We start from the raw sequence: 19,443 nt of genomic DNA on the forward strand, positions 1-19,443 counted from the left end.
CATGACTGAAAATCACTACTTATTATTAACACCAGGACCATTAACGACAACAAAATCAGTAAAAGAAGTTATGCTATACGATTGGTGTACGTGGGATGATGAATATAATACGATGGTGCAAGAAGTAAGAGCTAAACTTGTATCGTTAGCGACGAAGGAAGAAGAGAAATATACAACAGTGTTAATGCAAGGAAGCGGTACGTTTTCAGTTGAAGCAGTAATTGGTTCTGTTATTCCGGCAAATGGGAAGATTCTCGTTTGTACAAATGGTGCGTACGGTAAGCGCATTGTGCAAATGGCAGAGATGTTACAGATTGATGTAGTGGTCAGTCAAACAGAAGAGTGGGAACCTACTAATATTGTAGAAGTAGAGAAGTTATTGCAAGAAGATAAAGAGATTACGCATATTGCAGTTGTTCATTGCGAAACGACGACAGGCATTATAAATCCAATTGTAGATGTATGTAAATTAGGAAAACAGTATGGAAAGGTTACAATTGTTGATGCGATGAGTAGTTTCGGCGGGATTGAAATAGACATTGCTGATTTACAAATTGATTTTTTAATTAGTAGTGCGAATAAGTGTATTCAAGGGGTTCCTGGATTCGGATTTGTAATCGCAAAACGTGATGAATTATTGAAGTGTAAAGGGCAAGGACGCTCTTTATCTCTTGATTTATATGATCAATGGGAAACGATGGAAAAACAAAATGGGAAATGGCGTTTTACTTCACCTACACATGTTGTACATGCTTTTTATCAAGCACTACTTGAACTAGAAAAAGAGGGAGGAGTAAGAGCGCGTTACAATCGATATTACAACAATCAAAAACTACTAGTAAATAGAATGGGAGAAATCGGATTTAAGCCACTAGTAGATGAGGAATACCAATCTCCTATTATTACATCTTTCATTTATCCAAAAGAGGGATTCGAGTTTCAACAGTTATATAACGAATTAAAGCGTTATGGATTTGTTATTTACCCTGGGAAAATTTCGAAAGTAGATACGTTCCGCATTGGAAATATCGGTGATGTACATGAACAAGATATTAATCGCTTAGTTGATAGTATTGCTAAAGGAGCTGTTATTGGGTGAAAGTGTTTTGCTTAGGTGGAGCAGGTAAAATTTGTCGCGAAGCTATTTTGGATTTAGTTCAATTTTCATCTTTTGAGACAATTACAGTAGCTGATTTTAACGAGGTAGAGGGCCGTAAAGTAGTAGAATGGCTCAACGACCCTCGTGTTGATTTTGTAAAAGTAGATGTAACGGATCACGAGGATACGGTTGCAAAAATGATTGGTTATGACATTGTAATGGACGGTACGACGATAAAGTTAAACAGATTGTCGACCCGCTGTATTGCAGAAGCAGGATGTCACGGTGTGAACTTAAATGGATTTGGTGAAGAAAATGAATCGCATGCTATATTTGTTGAAAATGAAAAGATATGTTTACCTGGATTTGGCATGACGCCGGGTGTAACGCAAATGATGGCAATGCATGCAGCAAATCAATTGGATACTGTAGAGTCTGTCCGTGTAAGTCACGGTTCGTATCGTCCGATTGCTTTTTCTGCATCAATTACAGAGACAACGACATATGAATATGATCCATATTTACCATCGCGTACAGTGTATGAAGATGGTGAATTTAAGCAAGTACCTCCGTTTGCGCGTCCGAGAGAAATAGAATTGCCAGAGCCTTATGGTAAGGCAACGCAGTATATCATTCCGCATTCTGAAACGATTACGCTAGCAAAGGCATTAGAAAATAAAGGTGTCAAACTGATAGAGACGAGAGGAACTTGGCCACAGCAAAATATGCAACTTGTACGTGCTTTATATGATTACGGCATATTGCGTAATGATCAGATTGAAATAAACGGGAAAGAAATAGGCATTATGGATTGTATTTCACAGTATTTATTGCAATCGAAAGAAGGGCAAGAAACAGAGCTTTATGGTTATGCACTTCATGTAGAAGTAATAGGTATGAAAAATAATGAGAAGCAAAGACATGTGTTATATCATACACATCCGTTATCTGATGGTTCTGTTGTAGGATGGGAAAAATTAAGAGCGTATACGAGAAACGTCGGTATTCCATTTGGGATTGCTGCAGAGTTAATTGCAAATGGAAATGTAAATAGGGTGGGTGTTGTTACGCCTGAAGAAGCCTTTGAAAATCCACAATTGATTTTTGATGAGCTAGCAAAGCGCGGTATTCATATTCATGAAGAAGTTTCTACTTATAAAGAAAATTATAGCTTTGTATAAGTAAGGACGTTTATAAGGGAGATATAAATGAGGTGAAGCTATGTCTGTAGTAGGAGAAGAAAGAAAGCGAACCATTCTTGAAAAGGTAGAATTTAAAGGGAAAGTAAAGGTTTCAGAATTAGCGAGAGAATTTGCTGTATCAACAGAAACGATTCGTCGATATTTAGAAGAATTAGATCGTGAAAAGAAGCTGAAAAAAGTGTATGGTGGAGCTGTTCAACTTCCAGGCGCTGGAGTAGAGGCACCAATGTTAGAAAGAGAAATGCTACATATAGAAGAGAAGAAAAGAATTGGTTATAAAGCAGCGACATTTGTAGAAGACGGTGATGTCATTGCAATTGATGATGGAAGTACACCGCTTCAAATGGTTCCATACCTTGTTCATCGTAAAAACTTAACGATTGTAACAAGTTCATTTCCAGTCGCAACACAATTAATTTCTTCTATTAATAAAAAGATGTTTCACGGTGAAGTTTTGTTTATAGGTGGAAAAGTATCTCCAAAGCATTCGCGTGTATCAGGGTCTATTTCTCAGCAAGTCATACAGCAATTTCATTTTCATAAAGCGTTCGTTTCGATTGATGGGTTATTACCTAGTTTTGGAGTTTCCAGCTTTGAATTAGAGAAAGCGAAATTGTCAGAGGCGATGATGAAATTAGCTGAGAAAACATATATTTTATGTGATCATACGAAGGTAGGCGTGAAAGGGAATTATCGTATAGCAGCAATTTCGCGTATTCAACACGTAATTTGTGATAAAAAAATGCCATATAGCTTTGAAGAAGAACTTAAGAAGCATAATATACAGTGGACAGTTTGTTAAATACAGTGAAAGCACATAAACTCCCGCCTAATTTTTAGGAGGGAGTTTTATTATCTGTAAATCGTAAAATAAAAGATTTGCAGTTATGCAAAAAGTGGACACATTTTCTCACCTCTTTCATATAATTTACCAATACAAAAAAAGTTGGTCGAAGGAAAGAAGGGAGAACATGTCAGAACGAATATATAATAAACTTGTATTGTACGCGAATATTTTGCAAAAAATCGGTGTCATCAATGAGAAGGAAAAAAGTGAAATTCTTCATACGATAGGTAAAAAAGCCCTTTGAATAAAGGGCTTTTTTATTTTTTATCTTTAAAAATATAAATTTAATGTAATATTCTCATTGACAATGATAATGATATTCATTATCATTTATTTGTGGATAATTGATAATACTTATCAATTGTAAAGATTATATATGATAGGGGATATTATTTTGAAAAAAAATTACATGAAGGCGCTAGTAGTAGCGACAACATTAGCAATTCCATTTGCTACGTACTCTACTCCAGCATTAGCGGCATTAAAAGTTGAAGCAAATCAATCGGTAGCAGCAGCGAGTGCTCGCACGTATGATACTGAGATTAAAATATATAAGGACCAAAAAGATGAGCCATCTATGGTTTCTCAATATATAAAAGATCCTAAAGTAACGATTGCAGCTGGCAAAAAAATTGTCACTGTAACAATGCAAGATAGTGATTATTTTCAATATCTTAGAATAGAAGATAGAAACCAGCCTGGTGTATTTCATGATGTGAAGGTTTTGTCAGAAGATAAGAGGAAGAATGGAACGAAAGTAGTTCAATTTGAAATTGGTGAGTTTGAGAAGAAGCACAATATGCAAATGCATATACTTATTCCAGCTATTGGATATGATCACAAATATCAAGTTCAATTTGAAATTAAAGATCCAACTATAGGTAACAAAGAAACAGAGAAACCAGATGATAACTCTAATTCAGGCAATACGGAAACGGATAATCCAGTTGATAATCAAAATATGATAACAGATAACAAATTAAGAGAACTTGTGAATAAAAAAGTATTTAATAGAAAAGATTTAAATACACCAATTACGAAAGAAGAGTTATTACAAGTAAAGGATTTGTTTTTAAATACGAATGAGATACTTGATTATAGTGCATTAAAATATATGCCAAATTTAAAATCTTTAACAGTTGCGAATGCGAAGATAAAAGATCCGTCGTTCTTTGCGAACTTAAAGCAATTAAGTCATTTAGCTTTGCGTGGTAATGAATTTTCAGATGTAACGCCACTTGTTAAGATGGATAATTTAGAATCTCTTGATTTAAGTAATAATAAAATTACAAACGTTGCACCACTAACTGAAATGAAAAATGTAAAAAGTTTATTTCTATCAGGCAACCAAATAGAAGATGTAACAGCATTAGCGAAAATGGAACAACTAGATTACTTGAATTTAGCAAATAATAAAATTACGAACGTTGCTCCATTAAGCGCTTTGAAAAATGTAACATACTTAACTTTAGCAGGTAATCAAATTGAAGATATTAAAGCGTTATATTCATTACCTTTAACAGACTTAGTATTAACACGTAATAAAGTTAAAGATTTATCCGGCATTGAGCAAATGAAGCAATTAGAAGAATTGTGGATCGGGAAAAATGAAATAAAAGATGTTACTCCTCTAAGTAAGATGACACAGTTAAAACAATTACACTTACCTAACAATGAGTTAAAGGATATTACGCCATTATCAAGTTTAGTAAACTTACAAAAGCTTGATTTAGAAGCGAATTATATTTCAGACTTATCACCAGTTAGTAATTTGAAAAAATTAGTATTTCTAAGTTTTGTTGCAAATGAAATCCGTGATGTCCGACCAGTTATAGAACTAAGTAAGACGGCTTATATTAATGTCCAAAATCAAAAAGTATTTTTAGAGGAAACAGAAGTAAATAAAGAAGTAAAAGTACCTATATATGAAAAAGATGGTGAGGTTTCTACGAAAATCCGTCTGAAGAGCGATAACGGTACGTATAGTAATGGTGTAGTGAAATGGAGTACACCAGGTGAGAAAATATATGAATTTGGTGTGAAAGATCCATTCGCGGATACAGGAATTTTCTTTACAGGGTCTGTTATTCAAAATGTAGTAGAAAGTAAAGACGGTAATACGTCTAAAGAAGATGAGAAAACAGAAGTGGTAGAATTTAAAGATGTACCAAAGGGACATTGGTCAGAAGAAGCAATTAATTACTTAGCGAAAGAAAAATTATTTATAGGCTATGGAAATGGTGAATTTGGATTTGGTGATAACATTACTCGTGGACAAGTAGCTCTTCTAATACAAAGGTATTTAAAATTAGAAAATAATCTAGTACCAAAAACGGCATTTACAGATACGAAAGGAAATATGTATGAAACGGCTATTGATGCAGTGGTTCAAGCTGGAATTATGACAGGCTATGGAAATGGTATGTTCCGTCCAGATGGAGTATTAACTCGATATGAAATGTCAGTAGTATTACAAAGAGTATTTCAGTTAAAAGAAAATGAAAATAGTGCAGAGAATTTTAAAGATATACCAAATGACCATTGGGCGAAAGGATATGTGAAAGCTTTAGTGGATAATAAAATATCAAAAGGCGATGGGGAAGGGAATTTTTTAGGAGATAATTTCGTAACACGTGAACAATATGCACAGTTTTTATATAATGCAATAAAGAAATAAAGTGAAACTTTAATCAGTGGGGGTTTTGTTCATTCCCCACTGATTATTAGCCCTCACTAATCGGGCTGCCCGTTAATGCGGAATAAAAAATGAGGAAAATACGCTATTCTTTAATTAAAGAGTAGCGTATTTTTATGTACAAAATGAAATAGGAAATAGATAGGAGTATAGACATATGAATAGCCTATTTTAAAGAAGAACCACGAAACTATATTGACAAAAAAGCGTTCTCATGTGATAATTCAATTAATTTTTAGAATAATCAAAAAATATTCCTTTTACATAGAAAGGATTCGAACCTTATATGAATATTATGCCGGGGGTGACGAAATGTTATTTTTTCTGAAGAAATGGAATGAATTAAAAGATGTGAAATCTGAATTGGCACTTCGTGATTGGTTTTATGGTACCAAAATTAGCTTATCGCTATGTACGTCAAAAGAGCCGTTAACATTCTTAGTAAATGTTGAAGGAAGAGATAAAGGGCTATTTTCGGAAGAAGATTTTATTGTCGTAAATTGCATGTGCGAGTCAGTATTTGAAAATGAAGAAAAACCAGCTGCAGAGTCATTTATGCATGCGGATATTTATAAAAAAAGTAGTGCAGGATGTATTTTACAAGTGCAGACTGTAGATAGTCATTTAATATCAGAGTTATATGGGGAAGAAGGAGAAGTAACGTTCGATAAACGCAGTGTGGAGCGTGTTTTCGGAAAAGAAGGTATAACAGAAATGACAATTCCAATTGTAGAAGATGAAAAAAAATTCGCTGATTTATTAGAAAGGAATGTTCCGAATTTCATTGAAGGTGGAGGAGTAGTTCTTGTTCATAATTACGGCATGATTGTGTGGGGAAAAACGCCAGAAGAGGCGAAAAAATGGCTAGAGGGTATAGAATATTTAATGAACTATCATGTAAAGTTATTAATGATTAAGGGGGCAAGGAGCTCTGTTATATAAAAATGGATGTGATATAGCTACAAGTTAATAAATAAATGAAAGCGTTTTAAAAATAATTTCACTCATAAAATATAGGTCTCCTTATTATATATAGATTACATGTTGACATGTAAGGAGGAACATATTTTGCGAGTTAAATATCATTTTCTGCCAAAGCAGCAAGTAACATTTTGCAAAATAAATGATTCTGGTGAAGAGGCACTGCAAATGATGAACGAAACGGGATTTCGAGCCATCCCGGTATTAGCAGAAGATGAGAAGAAATTCACGGGGATTATTTATAAAGTAGATTTATTAGAAAAAAAATGCAATAGCGGATTAGAGCATGTAAGTGCAGGGGATATGCTCGACGATTCCAATGCATTTATTTTTGAAAAGGATTCCTTCTTCAGAGCCTTTTATGTAATTCGTCGGCTTCCGTTTTTAGCCGTGCTAAATCATTATAATGAATTTGTCGGTATGTTAACGCATTCGAATATATTTGATGTTATTGAAGATTCATTTGGTATGCGAACAGGTGGTTATATATTAACAATTGCAACACAAGATTGTAAGGGAACGATTAAAGAGCTTGGGACATTGTTAAAAGCATATAATATCGGTGGCCTATTTACGCTAGATAACGGTGATCAATATATCCGCCGCGTTATTGTAAATATATCAGATGAGTTAGATGAAACAAAATTAAAGCAATTAATCGGAAAAATAGAGAAAAAAGGATTCAGAGTGAGTCACGTAGATTATATTTAAGTTAAAAAGAAAAGTACCTATCTGTTATATATAGATAGGTACTTTTTTGTCCCACTATTTGTGGGTAGTAAAATCCACGCCTCAAAATTTGGTGAAAGCAAAGAAGTTAGGTGGGCGGGTGTTACCTGTAAAAGCCCAATTGGTGAGGGCTGATTATATGTGAGTAATGAACTTTATTTTGAAACAGGAGGCGGGGATAATGCTAGATCAGATAAGAAAATAAAGTCTGCATGCTCACGAATTTTAGGGATAGAAGTTTCAATAACGCGTGATGTAATTTCACCTGGGGGGCCCACATGCCCGATAGCTACCATAATAGGTTTTTCTTGAATTTTTTTGATGAGTAATTGGGCTTGTTTTGAAATATGTCCTGCTGTATACACATCATCAAAAAATAGTTGGTTTTCAATAATAGGAACTCCTAATTCTTTTCCGATTTTTGGGACGACACTATTAGGATTCGTTTTACTATCTAAGTAAAATAAACCGTGTTTTTTACAAGCAGCAAGTATAAGGCGAACAATTCTTTCATCCGCTGTTACTTTTGACCCCATATGATTGTTCATTCCAATTGCATGCGGTACTTCTTGAATGGCTTGTTCAAGTCGGTTGTTTATTTCTTCATCGCTTAAATCAGTTGTAATTGCTTTCGGCCCAAGCCATTCTTTTTTACCTTTTATAGGTTCCATTGGCATATGTATAATAACTTCATGGCCTTTCTTATGGGCAGCTATTGCGTCTTCTTTTGTGGAAGGAAGAAAAGGCATAACAGCAACAGTGAGTGGAATGGGAAGTGATAACATTTGATTAGTCCCCTTCATATTATTACCGAAATCATCAATGACAATAGCAACTTTATTCGTATGAGCATTTGCTTGAATAGGAAATAAGAAAGACGGTAAAAACAAAACAATGATGAATAATGCAATCGTATATTTTCGCATATAAATATTTCCTTTCTATTGTTATCCTGCTATTTGTGGGTAGTAAGACTCCCACCTCAACATTGGGCTGGATAGGTGGGAGATTCACTGCCTACCCGATTGGTGAATGCTAATTATCAGTGGGGGTTGAACAAAAAAACACTGATTAAAGTTTCACTTTATCAATCATCATTATGTTTTGCTTTTTTATATAAATTAAACAAAAAATGTCGAAGAAAAGTAGGTGGAAAATTAAGAATCCCCGGTTTACGTAGAATTTATAAAAAAAGAAGATGAAAAAAATGTCTATTATTGCGAATGTATTTACAAAGATAGAATAATTTGTAATAATTCTCAAAGTGAGGGTAAAGATTTGTAAATTACAGGGAGAAAATGTTAAATTTTCTGATTCTTCAAATTTGCATATGATTAAGTAGTTAAAAAAAGTCAATGGAGAAGTGAAGTTAAGAGCATGGAAGTATAATAAGGGGGATATGGATGTTTACTGTAAAAAGGAAGTACACATTAGAAAAGCTTTCACGTGATATTCATATGAAACGTGAAGAAATGATTCAACTAGGATTAACAAGTGGGCTAAATAGTAGGGAGACAATTCAAGTTAGTCAAGAATTGGACAAGCTTATTTTACAATATCAATGTTATAAAGAAAAACAAACACCGAAATGGTTTTCAATTATAAAAATACCTATTTTCCAAATCGGGTATGAAGGAAAATCAAATAATTTTTGGCGAATGCTTGTGGCTGGTTTTATGAAATAAGTATAATTACCCTTATAGGATAAGGATAATTATACTATGTGTAACGGAATTTCGATATGAACTGTCGTTCCTTCATTTTCTGTACTGTCGATAAAAATATGCCCATTATACATCTCTACAATTCGTTTACATATGACAAGTCCAAGACCTGTTCCAGTATCTTTATTAGTAAAGAACGGATGAAAGAGGTGTTTTTGAATATGTTGCGGAATCCCTTTTCCAGTATCTGTAATATGCAGTTGTGCGTGTGTTTCATTGTTTTTTACTACAATGGTTAGTGTATCATTAGAAGTCATGGCCTCAATTGCATTTTTGGTAATGTTTAAAACCACTTGTTTCATATGGTCTTTCGAACAACGGATATGAACAGGATGGTCTGGCAAATGTAAATGGAATACAATGTTATGTAAATTCGCCTCAGATTGAATAATTAATGCTACCTCATTTAGAATTGTTCTTACATCATATGTTTGTTCGATGATGGCGGTTGGCTTTCCTAGAATAAGAAATTCACTTACAATTTCATTGATTCGCTCTATTTCTTGTTCAATTACGGAAAAGTAGAACTGATCTTGTTCATCTTTATATTTCTCTTTTAATAGAGCGACGAGTCCTTTAATTCCAGTAAGAGGATTACGGATTTCGTGTGCTGTACTCGCTGCAAAAGTTCCAACTAATTCAATTTTCTGTAGTTCATTTTGTTGTCTTTCAAGTTTTGTTTGACGTTTTAACAACATATATTGAGCAAGCAAAAATAAAATAGACATTAAAAATAAAGTAGCTATACACTCTATTGCAACCCACTGGTATAAGGTTTTTTGATGAATGGGTAATGGAGAAACAGAGACCTTCCAATTTAATCTTTGGAGTGGGGTAGTAAGCATATTAGAATGCGTATCACTTGTGTCGTTATTATCATCGGTTAGAAAAACTACATCATGTTTATCAGTTACCTCAAAATGGTATTGCGGTTTAATGGCATTTAAAGAAGAGGAAATGTAATCAAAGCGTAAACTAGCTAATAATAATCCTGAGAGCTCCTTCTGTTTATTAAATATGGGGGCAGCAATCATAATAGCTTTATGTCCAAGAACGCGATCAGTAATGACTGATGATACAGTGGTTTTTTTAGTTTGGAGCGCGTCTTGAATATATTTACGGTCTGAAACATCTATAGGCTTTGATTCATCTTCAGATGCGATTGTAATGACTCCTTCTGGTGTAGCGTAATATAGACCAGAAAAGCGTGCATCGTTTCCATCTGTATCATGTACAATTTGTTTAATGCCATTTATATTACCAGTCTCGGTGCCTACAACTTTTGCAAGCATGTCTAAAGCAGAAATTGCTTCACCAAGATGATGATCCAAATAATCTCTATATAAAAAGAGAACTGTATGAGCAGATAATTTGTTTTCCTGTTTCATTTTATATGTATGATACGAATAAAATGTAGCACCAATCCCTATTGTCGGTAGGATAACAAGCAATATATATATAATTATGCTTTGGAATTTGACTTTCAAATGTGGTACTCCTTCTTTTTTTATTATCATTATATATAAACTATGTTAAAATTGTCATGTTTTTATTCAAGAATGATTTTTAATATATTAGGGGAGAGGAAATGGATGAGTGAATGCTCATTCGGAATTCACATGAAGTATGAAGTGGTATTTTCTTTTTATTGCTGAGAATTTAAGTGAAGGGTTGAAAGTTGTATGACATCAAATAATGAACGAGAAGATATTTCTCAATCTTTAAAAGTATTTATTGCATTATCTCGTGTACATCGTTCTGTTATGGATACTACAAATAAATCTATACAAAGTAACGGGTTAAATCCAACTGAATTTGCTGTATTAGAACTGCTATATCATAAAGGCGGTCAACCACTCCAGCAAATTGGTGAGCGCATTTTAATAGCTAGTGGCAGCATTACATATGTTGTAGATAAGTTGGAGAAAAAGGGATTAGTAAAGAGAATCCCATGTCCGAATGACAGACGTGTTATATACGCGCAATTAACTGAGTCTGGCGAGAACTTTATTGCTTCTATTTTTCCGGGGCATGAGAAAGTTATACATCAGTCTTTTGAAATGTTAACGAAAGATGAAAAAGATGAATTACTTGATTTATTAAAAAAAATTGGGAAGTATGAAAAATAATATGTTCCAAAGGAGCTTTGGATAAATAAATCCAAGGCTTTTTTATTTGTAATGAACTCAGGGCAGTCACTGCCGAAATTTGTTGAAAATTAAGAGGGGATTCGAGAATACGTATTGAATTATAATAAAGGTATGTAATGGAGAGGAGGCTCGTTCATGTCATTTAAAGACTATGAATATAAACGCCCAAATATTGAAGAGTTAAAAGAGAAATTTACTGTTGCTTTAGAGAAGTTTGATAACGCAAAAACTGTAGAAGAACAAAAACAAGTCATTCATTCAATTAATGAGATTCGCAACGATTTTGGTACAATGGGAAACCTTTGTTACATTCGCCATTCTGTTGATACGACGGATACTTTTTATAAGGAGGAGCAGGATTTCTTTGATGAATTCTCTCCAGTTGTACAAGGATATGGTACAAAATATTATAAGGCACTCATTAATTCTCCATTTCGTGAAGAATTAGAGGCGTATTATGGAAAACAATTATTTGCTCTAGCAGAATGTGATTTAAAAACATATTCAGATGAAGTCGTGAAAGATTTACAATTAGAAAATAAATTATCATCGCAATATACACAGTTATTAGCATCTGCAAAAATTGACTTTGCTGGAGAAGAAAGAACGTTATCGCAACTGATTCCGTTTATGCAAGGAAAAGAAAGAAGCGAACGTAAAGCAGCAAGTGAAGCATACTACGGATTTTTAGCTGGAAATGAGGAAGAACTAGATCGTATTTATGATGAGCTTGTTAAAGTGAGAACGAAAATCGCAAAATCTTTAGGTTTCAAAAACTTTGTTGAACTTGGATATGCAAGAATGTACCGTACAGATTATAATGCGGAGATGGTGGCTAATTACCGTCAGCAAGTGCTAGATTATATCGTTCCCGTTACAACGGAATTAAGAAAGCGACAACAAGCACGTATCGGTGTAGAGAAGTTAGCTTATTACGACGAAAACTTTGAGTTTGCTACAGGTAATCCAACTCCAAAAGGAGATGCGGATTGGATTGTTGATCATGGAAAGACAATGTATAAAGAGTTATCGGTTGAAACAGATGAATTTTTCAATTTCATGCTAGATAATGATTTATTAGATTTAGTCGCGAAAAAAGGAAAAGCTGGTGGCGGATATTGTACATATATTGAGAATTATAAAGCGCCATTTATTTTCTCAAACTTCAATGGAACATCTGGTGACATTGATGTATTAACACATGAAGCAGGTCATGCTTTCCAAGTATATGAAAGTCGTAAATTTGAAATTCCAGAATATAATTGGCCAACATATGAGGCATGTGAAATCCACTCTATGAGTATGGAATTCTTTACATGGCCATGGATGAAGCTATTCTTTGAAGAAGATGCAGATAAATATTACTTCTCTCACTTAAGTTCAGCACTTCTGTTTTTACCTTATGGTGTATCTGTTGATGAATATCAACATTATGTATATGAAAATCCTGAAGCATCACCTGAAGAGCGTAAGACAGCATGGCGTAACATAGAGAAGAAATATTTACCACATCGTGATTATGAGGATAATGATTATTTAGAGCGCGGTGGTTTTTGGCAACGTCAAGGGCATATTTATAGCTCACCGTTCTATTATATTGATTACACGCTTGCTCAAATTTGTGCGCTACAATTTTGGAAACGTGCAAGAGATAATAGACAAGAGGCTTGGGAAGATTATGTGAATCTGTGCCAACAAGGTGGAAGTAAATCGTTCTTAGAATTAGTAGAAGTTGCAAATTTAACATCACCATTTGCTGAAGGCTGTGTGAAAAGTGTTATTACAGAAATTGAAGCATGGTTACATGCGATTGACGACACAAAATTGTAAAAAACATGCGCTTTTTTTCACATGTTTAACATCGACATAATGGGAAAATGATGAGATAATAAAAGAAAATTCAGAATACTAAAGAGGTGTTTCTAATAAGGAGCACCTCTTTTCACAAACAAAAGGGGGGAACAAGTATGCTTCAATCTAATATGGATGTAAGTTTAGAAAGTTTAGTAAACTCATTACAGTCTACTCGAAGCACGCTATTATCAGAAATTGAAATGTTAAATGACACAGAAGTGAATGTAAAGCCACGCCGTGATAAATGGAGCATTATTCAAATTTTACACCACTTGCATTTAGTTGAACAATCTGTCACGTCTGCCCTTGTATATGCTTTACAAAAAAAGGAAAGAAACATGACTCCATTTAAAGACCTCCAACTTACGCTTGATCGCACACATAAACGAGAAGCTCCTCAGCAAATGCAACCAACAGAAACTTTAATGAAAAAACAGCAAGGAATTCAATTACTAGAACATTCACGCCAAGAACTATTACACGCGCTTCATAGTGTTATAGATGAAAAAGATTTATTTGAAAATGGATTAAAGCATCCTGTTTTTAATGATCTGAATTTGTATCAATGGGTTCAATTTCTTGATTTGCATGAACAAAGACATCTTACGCAGTTAAAAGAGGCGAAACATGCAATTTTGCAACGCTAAAGTGGAAGAAGTGGGAAACCACTTCTTTTTTGATACGTGCATAGTTTTCTTTCTTATTTTGGAATACTACATGGAGAAAGAAAAGAAGGAGTTGAAAAAACATGTCTAAGAAGAAGCGAGAAGAAGAGCGCGCCTGGAAAGCACGTAAAGAAAATCAACAACCGCACGGAAAAGTGAAAGCTTTTGCTGAATTAGTTGAAGGAACAGAAAAAACGTGATGAGTATTTCATCACGTTTTTTGTATGAGTGGAAAAGTTAATAAAAAGGTTGTACCGATTCCTTTTTCACTTATAATATCAATTTTTCCATTCATAGCTTGAACAACACTGAATACGACCATCATTCCAAGTCCAGTACCTTTTTCTTTCGTTGAATAAAAAGGAGAGCCAAGACGTTTTACTTGTTCTGAATCCATACCGACTCCTGTATCTTTTATATATAACTGAATATGCTTATGATCAGGAATTAATGTGAAATAAAGATCACCGCCTTTTGGCATAGCCTCAATGCAATTTTTTAAAATATTTAATAAACATTGATTTAGTTTTTGCTTTTCACCAACGATAAAAAAAGAAGTGCTTTGCTTTATATAATGAGTACGTACATTTGTTAAATTAGCAAGCGGTGTAATTAACGACAATGCATGTAGTAATTCTTCTTCTAACTGTAATGTTTGTTCTTTTTCAATGCTTGGTTTAGCAAAGGTTAAATAATCTGTAAGAACATGATTTGCTTGTTCGATGCCATTAATGGCAATGTCGATATATAATTTTCGTTCCTGCTCAGTGCATGTATCTGATTGTAACAGTTGTAAAAAACCTTTCGTTGAAGTTAATGGATTGCGAATTTCATGAGAGATAGACGCTGCCATTTCACCAATTAAATGAAACTTTTCAGCATTTATAAGTTCGTTTTGGAGACGAACTTGAGTTTGTAATATGTGTAGTAAATATAGAATTAGAATCGTACCAAGCATTGAACATAATTCATACACAATAATATGCGGTATATAATCAGTCTTATTTGTAACCTTTGAAAGGAAGAAGGGTATCCAACTAAATCCGTATGTGAGACTGTAGATAATAGCAAGTGTTATTTTTACACGATTAGAAGTTCGATTGAAAAATTTATATGTTAATAATAGAACAATAAATAGAAGAACAGAACCGATAAGAGATGGGAAAACACCTACCCCACCTAATAATAAGCGATATATGTTTAATACAACTAAGATAGAACCACCAGCAATAGGCCCTCCCGTTAATGTACCGACAATTAATACAATATGGCGCATATCAAATTGAAAACCATTATTTGTTTTTGCTGCAAATGTAATACAGAGTACGGTAGCAAGGCAACAGAGTACAATGAATATAGCTGAATTTAATTTAGGAGAGCGTTTCCCTTTTTGATTCCAAAATAAATGATATACGAGCATTGTAATCAGGATGAATAATATATTTAAAAAGAGATAAATAATAAAGGATTTCAGTGGGATGCCTCCTCTCTTCTTAGATTAAATTAATCATACTATAAAATGAAAGAAATGAAATAATAAATAGCGGAAAAATCAGAAATTTTTACGCTAGTATACAATATGTTACAATAAGCTGTGTCAATGAAAGAAGAAATTCCGTGCATCGCGCGGGAGAGGTTCGCGAACTCCCTCTATAAAAAACTATGGAAACAACAATATCCTTAGGTATTGTTTTGTTTTTTTATTGTGACAGTTCAAGAACGTTCTTTCTTCTTATTTATAGTAGAGAAGGAGAATGAGTGAAATGAAAAAAGAAAAAGCAGTTGTTGTTTTTAGTGGAGGACAAGATAGTACGACATGTTTATTTTGGGCAATAGAGCAGTTTGCAGAGGTAGAAGCTGTAACGTTTAATTACAATCAACGTCATAAGCTAGAAATTGATTGTGCAGCGGAAATTGCAAAAGAACTAGGAATAAAGCATACGGTACTAGATATGAGTCTATTAAATCAACTTGCTCCAAATGCGTTAACCAGAACGGATATGGAGATTACACATGAAGAAGGTGAATTGCCATCGACATTTGTAGATGGACGAAATTTACTCTTCTTATCATTTGCTGCTGTATTAGCAAAACAAGTTGGAGCACGTCATATTGTAACGGGTGTATGTGAAACTGATTTCAGTGGTTATCCAGACTGCCGTGACGTGTTTGTGAAATCGTTAAATGTTACTTTAAATTTATCTATGGATTACCCGTTTGTCATTCACACGCCACTTATGTGGATTGATAAGGCTGAAACATGGAAATTATCAGATGAGCTTGGAGCATTTGAGTTTGTTCGAGAAAAAACATTAACATGTTATAACGGAATCATTGGTGATGGTTGCGGTGAATGTCCAGCATGTCAACTTCGTAAAGCAGGATTAGATACGTACCTACAAGAACGCGAAGGAGCGAATAACTAATGGATAACTTTTTTGGATTTCGCATCGTAGAGAATTTGCAAAAAATGGACAAGGATATTCAGCGTAAACAACTCAAATACCATAATAAAAGAGTAATGGTCAGCAAGGAATTTACATTTGATGCAGCACACCATTTACACTGTTATGAAGGGAAATGTAAAAACTTACACGGTCACACATATAAAGTTGTATTTGGAATTAGTGGATATGTAAATGAAATAGGTCTTGCAATTGACTTTGGAGATATAAAAGAAATTTGGAAAAATGAAATCGAAATTTATCTAGATCATCGTTATTTAAACGAAACGTTACCTGCAATGAATACGACTGCTGAAAATATGGTCGTTTGGATTTATGAAAAGATGGCAGAAGCACTAACAAAAGAGAATCGAGTGAACGAATATAAAGGAGCTCGCGTTGAATTTGTTCGTCTATTTGAGACGCCGACTAGTTATGCGGAAGTAAGACGGGAGTGGATGCTTGATGAGTAAAATCCCTGTCTTAGAAATATTCGGTCCGACTATTCAAGGTGAAGGAATGGTTGTAGGGCAAAAAACAATGTTTATCCGTACAGCTGGTTGTGATTATAGCTGTGCTTGGTGTGATTCTGCTTTTACGTGGGATGGATCAGCTAAAGATCAAATTAGACAGATGACACCAGAAGATATTTGGGATGAGCTTGTTGCAATTGGAGGAGAAAATTTTTCACATGTTACGATTTCAGGTGGAAATCCGGCATTACTGAAAAATATTGAGTTTCTTCTTTCTATATTAAAAGAAAATGGAATGCGAACGGCAATTGAAACGCAAGGGAGTAAATGGCAAGATTGGTTACTTCAAATTGATGAGGTAACAATTTCTCCAAAACCACCAAGTTCAACGATGAAAACAGATTTTCATAAGTTAGATGCTATTATTCAGAAACTAGCAGGAAAAGATATTAGTTTAAAAGTAGTAGTATTCGATGATCATGATTTTGAATATGCAGTTAAGATGCACGAACGTTATCCAAAGGTACCATTTTTCTTACAAGTAGGAAACGATGATACAAAAACAGTGGATGATGCGATGCTTATAAAAAAATTATTAGATAAGTATGAATGGCTGATTGATAAAGCTGTAAATTGTAAAGAGATGAATGATGCAAAAGTATTGCCTCAGCTTCATGCGTTAGTATGGGGAAATAAGCGCGGCGTATAACGAGAAGGGATGTTTAAAATGACAGGAAGATTAGATGAAGATTTAAAAGATGTAACATTACTAGGGAATCAAAATACAAAATATTTATTTGAATATAGCCCAGAAATATTAGAGGTATTTGATAATAATCATCCAAACCGTGATTATTTTGTAAAATTCAATTGTCCTGAATTTACAAGTTTATGCCCGAAAACAGGACAACCAGATTTTGCAACAATTTATATTAGCTATATTCCAGAGCAAAAAATGGTAGAGAGTAAATCTTTAAAGTTGTATTTATTTAGTTTCCGCAATCATGGTGATTTCCACGAAGATTGCATGAACGTTATTATGAACGATTTAATTAAATTAATGGATCCGCGTTATATTGAGGTATGGGGGAAATTCACACCACGTGGTGGCATTTCAATTGATCCATACTGCAACTACGGGCGCCCAGGTACGAAGTATGAACAAATGGCTGACTACCGCATGATGAACCACGATCTATATCCGGAAACAATTGATAATCGTTAATAGAAAGAAAGGGCCTGTATAGTATACAGGCCCTTTCTTTCTATTATATTATGCATTTTGATTAATGACAGTATAGTTTTTATGACTTACAACTGTAAGAGGTTCCATATCTAGTTCTCTAAAATTCTTCATAATTGTTATATCAACAATAACAGAGTTTTGATTTACTTTTTGAACACGGCCTTGCATTCCACCTTTAAATTCGATGATATCTCCAGTTTCTGCGATCTGCATAAGCAACTCTCCTTGTTACAGTTTTCCCAAAAAAAGAATAAATTTGGGTTTTTTTATTTCCTCCTATTTTGAACCATATTTCCTACTTTGTAAATGTTTCCAAAGTAAAAATTCGAAAAATATTCACTTTTTGTAAGAAAATATGTAGAAAATCCATGTTTTTTAGAAAAAATAGCAAAAATGCGAGAATCTTTATATCGAGGTATAATGAAAAAGTAGAATAACCTGCTGAAGTGGGAGAAATTAGAGGCGGTAAAATGATGTTTGAATTTGTGGGGAGTGTTATAGCTTTAATTTTATTTTTATTTTCTTATATGCATTTAAAAAAGATTCGTCAATATGATACGAGTACATATTTTGATGGGATGGATGGTATCCATGCTTCGATAACACATGATAGTGGTGGGGAGATGTAAAGGTATATAACTTTATTTTCTTGCGTGGTATGATGTTTAGAACTAGTGCATAATAGAGTTCATAAGTGATGAATGGAGAGTGAAAAGAATGAAGATTTCTTTTATTCGTCATGGTTGTTTAAGTCGTATAAGAGAACCGATGACAATTAATTCATTTCACGAATGGATGAAACAGTATGATTCCGAGTCAATGATACAAAAAGCTAAAATGCCGATAGAAACAATAGAGGCAATTGAAGCAGCGAAATTTGTCTTAACAAGTGATCAAAGGCGTGCTGTACAATCAGCAGCTGAATTGACGGATTCTTTATCTTTTATGCAAAATTCTCTTTTTAGAGAAGCTGAAGTTCCTTCATGCTTTTTTGCTCCGAAGTGGTTGAAATGCACAATTAAGGTATGGATGTTCATTGGACGAACATTATGGATACTTGGCTACCATAAAGATGTTGAGTCTTATAAGGAAGTAAGAGAGAGGGTAAGGCAAGCGGCTTACCTGTTACATCGTTATGCTCTCGTACATGGAAGTATAGCTCTTGTAGGTCATAATTATGTGAATGTAATGATTGGTGCCGAACTGAGAGCGATGGGATGGTCTGGTTCTCCTATTTTGCACAGAGAGCCATGGGGATGTACAACATATACGTTTCACGAGGCGATGGATGGAAATATATTAAATACAAATTTAACATAAAAGCACACGATTTA

Annotated in this window: 21 protein-coding genes and 1 riboswitch; of the genes, 17 read left to right on the plus strand and 4 right to left on the minus strand. The window is 34.0% G+C overall.

Going from position 1 to position 19,443, the window contains the following annotated elements; genetic code table 11:
* Nucleotide 1 precedes the first annotated feature (1 nt).
* The 6 genes from phnW (at nt 2) to cbpA (ending at nt 7,535) form a co-directional block, all read left to right on the plus strand.
* On the plus strand, nt 2-1,099 hold the full coding sequence (gene phnW, locus HFD78_RS02575) for a 2-aminoethylphosphonate--pyruvate transaminase (RefSeq protein ID WP_000138230.1): 1,098 nt from the start codon (nt 2-4) through the stop codon (nt 1,097-1,099).
* The gene (locus tag HFD78_RS02580) at nt 1,096-2,280 is read left to right on the plus strand and encodes a saccharopine dehydrogenase family protein (protein ID WP_000862174.1); all 1,185 of its coding nucleotides are present in this window, start codon (nt 1,096-1,098) and stop codon (nt 2,278-2,280) included. The genes phnW and HFD78_RS02580 overlap by 4 nt, the downstream gene beginning before the upstream one ends.
* A gap of 40 nt (nt 2,281-2,320) precedes the next feature.
* Nucleotides 2,321-3,103: a DeoR/GlpR family DNA-binding transcription regulator gene (locus HFD78_RS02585; protein ID WP_000117667.1), complete on the plus strand. Its 783-nt coding sequence runs from the start codon at nt 2,321-2,323 to the stop codon at nt 3,101-3,103.
* Nucleotides 3,104-3,524: 421 nt separating this feature from the next.
* Nucleotides 3,525-5,825, plus strand: coding sequence for an NEAT domain-containing leucine-rich repeat protein (locus tag HFD78_RS02590; protein ID WP_097862896.1), 2,301 nt, complete (start codon nt 3,525-3,527; stop codon nt 5,823-5,825).
* Between the two features lie 330 nt (nt 5,826-6,155).
* Nucleotides 6,156-6,785 carry a class II aldolase/adducin family protein gene (locus tag HFD78_RS02595; RefSeq protein ID WP_000896005.1) on the plus strand — a complete coding sequence of 210 codons (630 nt, stop codon included), beginning with the start codon at nt 6,156-6,158 and terminating at the stop codon, nt 6,783-6,785.
* A 126-nt stretch (nt 6,786-6,911) separates the two neighbouring features.
* Nucleotides 6,912-7,535, plus strand: coding sequence for a cyclic di-AMP binding protein CbpA (cbpA, locus tag HFD78_RS02600; protein WP_097862897.1), 624 nt, complete (start codon nt 6,912-6,914; stop codon nt 7,533-7,535).
* A gap of 173 nt (nt 7,536-7,708) precedes the next feature.
* Here cbpA and HFD78_RS02605 read toward each other — a convergent pair whose 3' ends face one another.
* Nucleotides 7,709-8,479, minus strand: a complete 771-nt coding sequence (locus HFD78_RS02605; protein ID WP_001234107.1) for a divergent polysaccharide deacetylase family protein — start codon at nt 8,477-8,479, stop codon at nt 7,709-7,711.
* A 477-nt stretch (nt 8,480-8,956) separates the two neighbouring features.
* Here HFD78_RS02605 and HFD78_RS02610 point away from each other — a divergent pair, with 477 nt between their 5' ends.
* Entirely contained in the window at nt 8,957-9,238 is a 282-nt protein-coding gene (locus HFD78_RS02610) for an aspartyl-phosphate phosphatase Spo0E family protein (RefSeq protein WP_000495536.1), read from the plus strand.
* A 29-nt stretch (nt 9,239-9,267) separates the two neighbouring features.
* Here the strand turns inward: HFD78_RS02610 and HFD78_RS02615 are convergent, their stop codons facing one another.
* A complete protein-coding gene (locus HFD78_RS02615; RefSeq protein ID WP_000865053.1) occupies nt 9,268-10,764 on the minus strand; it encodes a DUF3149 domain-containing protein in 1,497 nt (498 codons plus the stop codon).
* Nucleotides 10,765-10,959: 195 nt separating this feature from the next.
* Between HFD78_RS02615 and HFD78_RS02620 the strand changes: the two genes are divergently transcribed.
* The 4 genes from HFD78_RS02620 (at nt 10,960) to HFD78_RS29385 (ending at nt 14,146) form a co-directional block, all read left to right on the plus strand.
* Nucleotides 10,960-11,406: a MarR family winged helix-turn-helix transcriptional regulator gene (locus tag HFD78_RS02620; protein WP_000203336.1), complete on the plus strand. Its 447-nt coding sequence runs from the start codon at nt 10,960-10,962 to the stop codon at nt 11,404-11,406.
* Nucleotides 11,407-11,562: 156 nt separating this feature from the next.
* On the plus strand, nt 11,563-13,257 hold the full coding sequence (locus tag HFD78_RS02625; RefSeq protein ID WP_000008578.1) for a M3 family oligoendopeptidase: 1,695 nt from the start codon (nt 11,563-11,565) through the stop codon (nt 13,255-13,257).
* Between the two features lie 137 nt (nt 13,258-13,394).
* Nucleotides 13,395-13,928, plus strand: a complete 534-nt coding sequence (locus tag HFD78_RS02630; protein ID WP_000941970.1) for a DinB family protein — start codon at nt 13,395-13,397, stop codon at nt 13,926-13,928.
* Nucleotides 13,929-14,029: 101 nt separating this feature from the next.
* Nucleotides 14,030-14,146 carry a DUF6254 family protein gene (locus HFD78_RS29385; protein WP_000038355.1) on the plus strand — a complete coding sequence of 39 codons (117 nt, stop codon included), beginning with the start codon at nt 14,030-14,032 and terminating at the stop codon, nt 14,144-14,146.
* Nucleotides 14,147-14,157: 11 nt separating this feature from the next.
* Here the strand turns inward: HFD78_RS29385 and kinB are convergent, their stop codons facing one another.
* A complete protein-coding gene (gene kinB, locus HFD78_RS02635; RefSeq protein WP_097862898.1) occupies nt 14,158-15,366 on the minus strand; it encodes a sporulation sensor histidine kinase KinB in 1,209 nt (402 codons plus the stop codon).
* Between the two features lie 206 nt (nt 15,367-15,572).
* Nucleotides 15,573-15,616, plus strand: a riboswitch (PreQ1 riboswitch).
* Between the two features lie 93 nt (nt 15,617-15,709).
* Between kinB and queC the strand changes: the two genes are divergently transcribed.
* The 4 genes from queC to queF are packed head-to-tail and all read left to right on the plus strand — an operon-like array spanning nt 15,710 to nt 18,088.
* Entirely contained in the window at nt 15,710-16,372 is a 663-nt protein-coding gene (queC, locus tag HFD78_RS02640; RefSeq protein ID WP_000711595.1) for a 7-cyano-7-deazaguanine synthase QueC, read from the plus strand.
* The gene (gene queD, locus HFD78_RS02645; protein ID WP_000368414.1) at nt 16,372-16,863 is read left to right on the plus strand and encodes a 6-carboxytetrahydropterin synthase QueD; all 492 of its coding nucleotides are present in this window, start codon (nt 16,372-16,374) and stop codon (nt 16,861-16,863) included. The genes queC and queD overlap by 1 nt, the downstream gene beginning before the upstream one ends.
* The gene (queE, locus tag HFD78_RS02650) at nt 16,856-17,572 is read left to right on the plus strand and encodes a 7-carboxy-7-deazaguanine synthase QueE (RefSeq protein ID WP_000036297.1); all 717 of its coding nucleotides are present in this window, start codon (nt 16,856-16,858) and stop codon (nt 17,570-17,572) included. Before queD ends, queE begins: the two co-directional genes overlap by 8 nt.
* An 18-nt stretch (nt 17,573-17,590) precedes the next feature.
* A complete protein-coding gene (queF, locus tag HFD78_RS02655; RefSeq protein WP_001986050.1) occupies nt 17,591-18,088 on the plus strand; it encodes a preQ(1) synthase in 498 nt (165 codons plus the stop codon).
* Between the two features lie 48 nt (nt 18,089-18,136).
* Here queF and HFD78_RS02660 read toward each other — a convergent pair whose 3' ends face one another.
* Entirely contained in the window at nt 18,137-18,322 is a 186-nt protein-coding gene (locus HFD78_RS02660) for a YkvS family protein (protein ID WP_001165082.1), read from the minus strand.
* Between the two features lie 260 nt (nt 18,323-18,582).
* On the opposite strand from HFD78_RS02660, the gene HFD78_RS02665 reads away from it, so the two are divergent.
* Nucleotides 18,583-18,738 (plus strand): hypothetical protein, encoded by a 156-nt coding sequence (locus HFD78_RS02665; RefSeq protein WP_000461432.1) that lies wholly within the window; start codon nt 18,583-18,585, stop codon nt 18,736-18,738.
* 88 nt (nt 18,739-18,826) lie between these two features.
* Complete coding sequence (locus tag HFD78_RS02670) at nt 18,827-19,429, plus strand: histidine phosphatase family protein (protein ID WP_000703098.1); 603 nt, start codon at nt 18,827-18,829, stop codon at nt 19,427-19,429.
* The last annotated feature ends 14 nt before the right edge of the window (nt 19,430-19,443 follow it).

This window comes from Bacillus sp. EKM501B (genome assembly GCF_011800505.1).
GTDB lineage: Bacteria > Bacillota > Bacilli > Bacillales > Bacillaceae_G > Bacillus_A > Bacillus_A cereus.

Coding starts and splice junctions, on each gene's coding strand:
- phnW (WP_000138230.1), top strand. CDS start 2: ATGACTGAAAATCACTACTTATTATTAACACCAGGACCATTAACGACA.
- HFD78_RS02585 (WP_000117667.1), top strand. CDS start 2,321: ATGTCTGTAGTAGGAGAAGAAAGAAAGCGAACCATTCTTGAAAAGGTA.
- HFD78_RS02590 (WP_097862896.1), top strand. CDS start 3,525: ATGATAGGGGATATTATTTTGAAAAAAAATTACATGAAGGCGCTAGTA.
- HFD78_RS02595 (WP_000896005.1), top strand. CDS start 6,156: ATGTTATTTTTTCTGAAGAAATGGAATGAATTAAAAGATGTGAAATCT.
- HFD78_RS02605 (WP_001234107.1), bottom strand. CDS start 8,479: ATGCGAAAATATACGATTGCATTATTCATCATTGTTTTGTTTTTACCG.
- HFD78_RS02610 (WP_000495536.1), top strand. CDS start 8,957: ATGTTTACTGTAAAAAGGAAGTACACATTAGAAAAGCTTTCACGTGAT.
- HFD78_RS02620 (WP_000203336.1), top strand. CDS start 10,960: ATGACATCAAATAATGAACGAGAAGATATTTCTCAATCTTTAAAAGTA.
- HFD78_RS02625 (WP_000008578.1), top strand. CDS start 11,563: ATGTCATTTAAAGACTATGAATATAAACGCCCAAATATTGAAGAGTTA.
- HFD78_RS02630 (WP_000941970.1), top strand. CDS start 13,395: ATGCTTCAATCTAATATGGATGTAAGTTTAGAAAGTTTAGTAAACTCA.
- HFD78_RS29385 (WP_000038355.1), top strand. CDS start 14,030: ATGTCTAAGAAGAAGCGAGAAGAAGAGCGCGCCTGGAAAGCACGTAAA.
- kinB (WP_097862898.1), bottom strand. CDS start 15,366: ATGCTCGTATATCATTTATTTTGGAATCAAAAAGGGAAACGCTCTCCT.
- queC (WP_000711595.1), top strand. CDS start 15,710: ATGAAAAAAGAAAAAGCAGTTGTTGTTTTTAGTGGAGGACAAGATAGT.
- queD (WP_000368414.1), top strand. CDS start 16,372: ATGGATAACTTTTTTGGATTTCGCATCGTAGAGAATTTGCAAAAAATG.
- queE (WP_000036297.1), top strand. CDS start 16,856: ATGAGTAAAATCCCTGTCTTAGAAATATTCGGTCCGACTATTCAAGGT.
- queF (WP_001986050.1), top strand. CDS start 17,591: ATGACAGGAAGATTAGATGAAGATTTAAAAGATGTAACATTACTAGGG.
- HFD78_RS02660 (WP_001165082.1), bottom strand. CDS start 18,322: ATGCAGATCGCAGAAACTGGAGATATCATCGAATTTAAAGGTGGAATG.
- HFD78_RS02665 (WP_000461432.1), top strand. CDS start 18,583: ATGTTTGAATTTGTGGGGAGTGTTATAGCTTTAATTTTATTTTTATTT.
- HFD78_RS02670 (WP_000703098.1), top strand. CDS start 18,827: ATGAAGATTTCTTTTATTCGTCATGGTTGTTTAAGTCGTATAAGAGAA.